Genomic DNA, 4,899 nt, shown 5'->3' on the forward strand with positions numbered 1-4,899 from the left:
CGCCCGCCCGGTCACCCCCTACGGGGCCACCAAGCTGGCCGGCACCCTCACCGTGCTCCAGGCGAGGCTCGACGCGATCGTGCTGCGGGTCACCGACCCGGTGGGGCCGGGCGCCTCCTTGGCGGGCCTGCCGGGCAGGCTGACCGTCGAACTGAGCCGGGCGGTCGGCCGGACCCCGCACGGCACGGTCAGGACCGGCGACCTGTCCGCGCACCGCGACTTCGTCGACGTACGCGATGTCGCGCAGGCCGTGGCACTCGCCCTCTGCCTGCCGGGGCGGCTGCCGCGCCTGCTCAACATCGGCAGCGGCCGTGCCGTGCCGATCCGTGACCTGGTGCACAGCCTGATCGCCGAGGCGGGCTTCGGCGGGCGCGTCGAGGAGGCGTCCGGCAGGGGCGGCCGGTCCGCGGCGGCGCCCTGGCAGTGCGCCGACATCAAGGCGGCCCGGTGGGAGCTGGGCTGGCAGCCGCGGTTCACCCTGCGGGAGTCGCTGGCCGCGCTCTGGGCCTCGGACGGCGACCCGCGTCCGGCCCGGTCCACCGGGGAGCGGCGCTGACGCTCCCGCCGCCCCGGCCCGGCGCCCCCGGGCGCGCCGACGGACAAGAACCGGACGCGGACGCGGGGTCCGGACCCCGCTGAGAACGGTCGGCGGCGGCCGACGCCCACGAAAAAGGGTCCCTGTCCGGTCGGACAGGGACCCTTTTCGGTCATCTTTCAGACGGCGGTGCGCGTGTGCACGTACTCGACGAGGCGGGTCAGCGCCTCGGGGTCCGTGCTCGGCAGGACGCCGTGGCCGAGGTTGAAGATGTGGCCCTCCAGCCCCTTCGCCGCGGCGAGCACCTCGTCCGTCTTGGCCTCGACGGCCTCGGGGGTGGAGAAGAGGACGGCCGGGTCGAGGTTGCCCTGCAGCGCCTTGCCGGGGCCGACGCGGCGCACGGCCTCGTCCAGCGGCACGCGCCAGTCGACGCCCACGACGTCGGCGCCGGCCTCGCCCATCAGCCCGAGCAGCTCACCGGTGCCCACGCCGAAGTGGATGCGGGGCACGCCGTACGGGGCGACGGCGTCGAAGACCTTCGTCGACGCGGGCATCACGCGGCTGCGGTAGTCGGCGGGCGACAGGGCGCCCACCCACGAGTCGAAGAGCTGCACGGCGCTGGCGCCCGCCTCGATCTGCACCTTGAGGAAGGCGCCGGTGATCTCAGCGAGACGGTCGAGCAGGTCGGCCCAGAGCTGCGGGTCGCCGTACATGAGCGCCTTGGTGTGCTCGTGGTTGCGGCTCGGGCCGCCCTCCACGAGGTAGCTCGCGAGGGTGAACGGCGCACCGGCGAACCCGATGAGCGGCGTCGACCCGAGCTCGGCGGTCAGCATGCCGATCGCCTCGGTGACGTAGTGGACGTCGTCCGGGGTGAGGTCCCGCAGCTGCGCGAGGTCGGCGCGCGAGCGGATGGGGTTCTCGACGACGGGCCCGACGCCCGGCTTGATGTCGAGGTCGATCCCGATGGCCTTGAGCGGTACGACGATGTCGCTGAAGTAGATGGCCGCGTCGACCTTGTGACGGCGCACCGGCTGCAGCGTGATCTCGGTGACGAGGTCGGGGCGCATGCAGGACTCCAGCATGGCCGTGCCCTCGCGGACCTTGCGGTACTCGGGCAGTGAGCGCCCCGCCTGGCGCATGAACCAGACAGGCGTGTGCGGCACGGGCTCGCGCCTGCAGGCCTTCATGAAGGCGGAGTCGTACGTCGCTGCGTTCTGCCGGCCCTCGGGGCCACGGCTGTCATTGGCACTCACGCGGAAAGTCTCGCACGTTGACCGGGGACCCCCTCACGGGTGTCTCTCCCTGCGCGAAGGCGCCGTTCCCCTTAACCTTCCCCGCATGGCTGCGGCTCAGGGACAACGGTCGGACGGCGCTGGCGAGATGGAGAGTTCGGAGGGAATGGTGGCGGATTCGGCTCCGCTGCCCTTCCGCGCGGCGGTCGACGCGCTACGGGGGGCACGGCTGCGGCCGGAGATCGAGATCGATCCGACGCGGCCGCCGCAGCGGCTGGCGCCGTACGCGTACGCGTTGGAGGCGGCGGTCGTCGAGAACGACGAGGACCTCGCGGACGGACGGCTCGTGCTGCTGCACGACCCGTCCGGGCACGACGCGTGGCAGGGCACCTTCCGGCTCGTCACGCTCGTACGCGCGGAGCTGGAGCCGGAGATGGCGGCGGATCCGCTGCTGCCGGAGGTGTGCTGGTCGTGGCTGACCGGGGCGCTGCGGGCGCGGGGCCTGTCGGCGGGCGAGGCGAGCGGCACGGTGACACGTGCGGGGTCGCACTACTTCGGGGGCCTCTCCGAGCGGCCGCCCGCGTCCCAGATCGAGATCCGGGCGTCGTGGACCCCGCGGGAGGGGTCCGGCGGGGTGCCGGACGCGGGGGCGCATCTGGCGGCGTGGTGCGATCTGCTCTGCCAGATCGCGGGGCTGCCGCCGGCGGGTCCCGGGGACGGTTCCGTGGTGTCGCTGCCGCAGCGGCGGGGGCCGCTCTCCCCTTGAGGTCCGCGCTGTACCCCCGGGTTTCCTCCCGGGGTTTCTCCTCGGAGTGCGGGCTGTCGCCCGGTGGGGCCGTCGCGGCTGCGGCGGCCCCACTCTTTTGAGGGACGGCGGGGTCACCCGGAAGGGCCCGCGTTCGGTTCGACCTTCGGATGATCGAGCAAGTGTCCGAATTGCCCGGATTCTTGCTCATCAAATCGTGATCATTCTCTAAAGGCGGGCGGGTTTGCTGCCGAAGAGGTTTGTGACCTTGAAAAGCACGGTTCGTCCCGGCTTCATCCCCGAGCCGGTCCCGTCCCCCCACCCCAGGAGGCCTGGTGTCCGTTCTCCTCGAGCAGCCCGCAAGCCTGGTCGCCTACCGCCCGAACAAGCCGACCGCCATGGTCGTCGTGGCCGACCCCCGCGTCCGTTCCACCGTCACCCGCCACCTGTGGGCGCTCGGTGTACGCGACGTCATCGAGGCCTCGTCCATCGCGGAGGCTCGTCCCCGCATCGGCAACCCCCGGGACATCTGCGTCGCAGACGTCCACCTCCCCGACGGCTCCGGCCTGACGCTCCTCTCCGAGACCCGTGCCGCGGGCTGGCCCAACGGCCTCGCCCTCTCCGCCGCCGACGACATCGGTGCCGTCCGCAACGCCCTCGCGGGCGGTGTGAAGGGTTACGTCGTCACCGGCACCCGTACGAACATCGGACTCCCCACCCGCCCCGGCGCCGCTCCGATCGGCTCGGCCGCCGCCCGAATGCACCGCCGCCCTCCGGGCACCCCGAGCCACCCCGGCGGCTACCGCGAGCTGTCCGGACGTGAGGTCGAGGTGCTCCGCCTGGTCGCGGAGGGCCAGTCCAACAAGGCCATCGGCGTCTCGATGGGCCTGTCCGCGCTGACCGTGAAGAGCCACCTCGCCCGCATCGCGCGCAAGCTCGGCACGGGCGACCGGGCCGGAATGGTGGCGGTCGCCCTGCGCACCGGAATCATCCACTGACTGATTTACACCCCTCTCGCGCCCGTCGACGGAACGTTCCGTCGACGGGCGCCGTGCATACACAGATACCCTTGACAGGTGACCGACGCCCAAGAGACCGCAGCAGACAGCTCACTGCGAACCACCGGAGGCGGCCCTCCGGACGACGTCGAAACGGCGCCGATCCCCTTGCTCGAGCCGCGTGACGGCGTGCCGCCGGTGATCGCCGACGAGGAGACCCTCGCCGCGACGATCGCCGCGTTCGCCGCCGGAACCGGCCCCGTCGCCGTCGACGCCGAACGCGCGTCCGGCTACCGGTACGGCCAGCGCGCCTATCTCGTACAGCTCCGCCGCGAGGGCGCGGGCACCGCGCTCATCGACCCCGTCGCCTGCCCCGACCTCTCCGGGCTCGGCGAGGCCATCGGCGGGACCGAGTGGGTGCTGCACGCCGCCACCCAGGACCTGCCGTGCCTGCGGGAGATAGGCATGGTGCCCTCCCGCATCTTCGACACGGAACTGGCGGGCCGGCTCGCCGGGTTCCCCCGGGTGGGGCTCGGCGCGATGGTCGAGAGCGTCCTCGGCTTCGTCCTGGAGAAGGGGCACTCCGCCGTCGACTGGTCGACGCGCCCCCTGCCCGACCCCTGGCTGCGGTATGCGGCGCTGGACGTCGAGCTCCTCGTCGACCTGCGCGACGCCCTGGAGAAGGAGCTCGACCGGCAGGGCAAGCTGGAGTGGGCCCGCGAGGAGTTCGACGCCATCGCCTCCGCGCCGCCCGCCCCGCCCCGCAAGGACCCCTGGCGCCGGACGTCCGGCATGCACAAGGTGCGGCGGCGCCGGCAGATGGCGGCCGTGCGGGAGCTGTGGACCGCGCGCGACCGGGTCGCGCAGCGGCGTGACGTGTCGCCGGGCAAGGTGCTGAGCGACGGCGCGATCGTCGAGGCGGCGCTCGCCCTGCCGCCGAACGTCCACGCGCTCGCGGGCCTCACCGGTTTCGGGCACCGCATGGGGCGGCGTCAGCTGGAGCAGTGGCAGGCCGCGGTGGACCGCGCGAAGGCGCTGCCCGACTCGGAGCTCCCGCAGCCGGGGCAGGCGGTGAGCGGGCCTCCGCCGCCGCGGTCCTGGGCGGACCGGGACCCCGCCGCGGCGGCCCGGCTGTCCGCCGCGCGGGCGGCGGTCTCGGCGCTGGCCGAGCAGCTGCACATGCCGCAGGAGAACCTGATCACTCCGGACACGGTCCGGCGGGTCTGCTGGGAGCCGCCGGCCCGGGTGGACGCGGAGTCGGTCGCCGCCGCGCTGGCCGGGCACGGCGCCCGGCAGTGGCAGATCTCCCAGGTGACGCCGGTCCTGGTGGAGGCACTCGCCTGACCTCGGGCCGCCGTCCCCTTTCCCGCCTGTCTCTTCTACCCATCT

At 73.5% G+C, this 4,899-nt stretch carries 5 protein-coding genes; 4 read left to right on the top strand and 1 reads right to left on the bottom strand.

Features of this window, described 5'->3' with window-relative positions:
- Positions 1-556, top strand: a 556-nt coding sequence (locus AOK22_RS12595) for an NAD-dependent epimerase/dehydratase family protein (RefSeq protein WP_157872227.1), incomplete at its 5' end; no start/stop codon positions are given.
- Positions 557-714: 158 nt separating this feature from the next.
- Here AOK22_RS12595 and hemE read toward each other — a convergent pair.
- Entirely contained in the window at positions 715-1,788 is a 1,074-nt protein-coding gene (gene hemE, locus AOK22_RS12600) for a uroporphyrinogen decarboxylase (protein WP_055698704.1), read from the bottom strand.
- 85 nt (positions 1,789-1,873) lie between these two features.
- Between hemE and AOK22_RS12605 the strand changes: the two genes are divergently transcribed.
- The 3 genes from AOK22_RS12605 to AOK22_RS12615 all read left to right on the top strand — a co-directional run bounded on the left by AOK22_RS12605 (position 1,874) and on the right by AOK22_RS12615 (position 4,854).
- A complete protein-coding gene (locus AOK22_RS12605; protein WP_055698705.1) occupies positions 1,874-2,533 on the top strand; it encodes a DUF3000 domain-containing protein in 660 nt (219 codons plus the stop codon).
- A 314-nt stretch (positions 2,534-2,847) separates the two neighbouring features.
- Positions 2,848-3,510 carry a response regulator transcription factor gene (locus AOK22_RS12610; protein ID WP_055698706.1) on the top strand — a complete coding sequence of 221 codons (663 nt, stop codon included), beginning with the start codon at positions 2,848-2,850 and terminating at the stop codon, positions 3,508-3,510.
- A gap of 78 nt (positions 3,511-3,588) precedes the next feature.
- Entirely contained in the window at positions 3,589-4,854 is a 1,266-nt protein-coding gene (locus AOK22_RS12615) for a ribonuclease D (protein WP_055698707.1), read from the top strand.
- The last annotated feature ends 45 nt before the right edge of the window (positions 4,855-4,899 follow it).

This window comes from Streptomyces silaceus (genome assembly GCF_001419745.1).
GTDB lineage: Bacteria > Actinomycetota > Actinomycetes > Streptomycetales > Streptomycetaceae > Streptomyces > Streptomyces silaceus.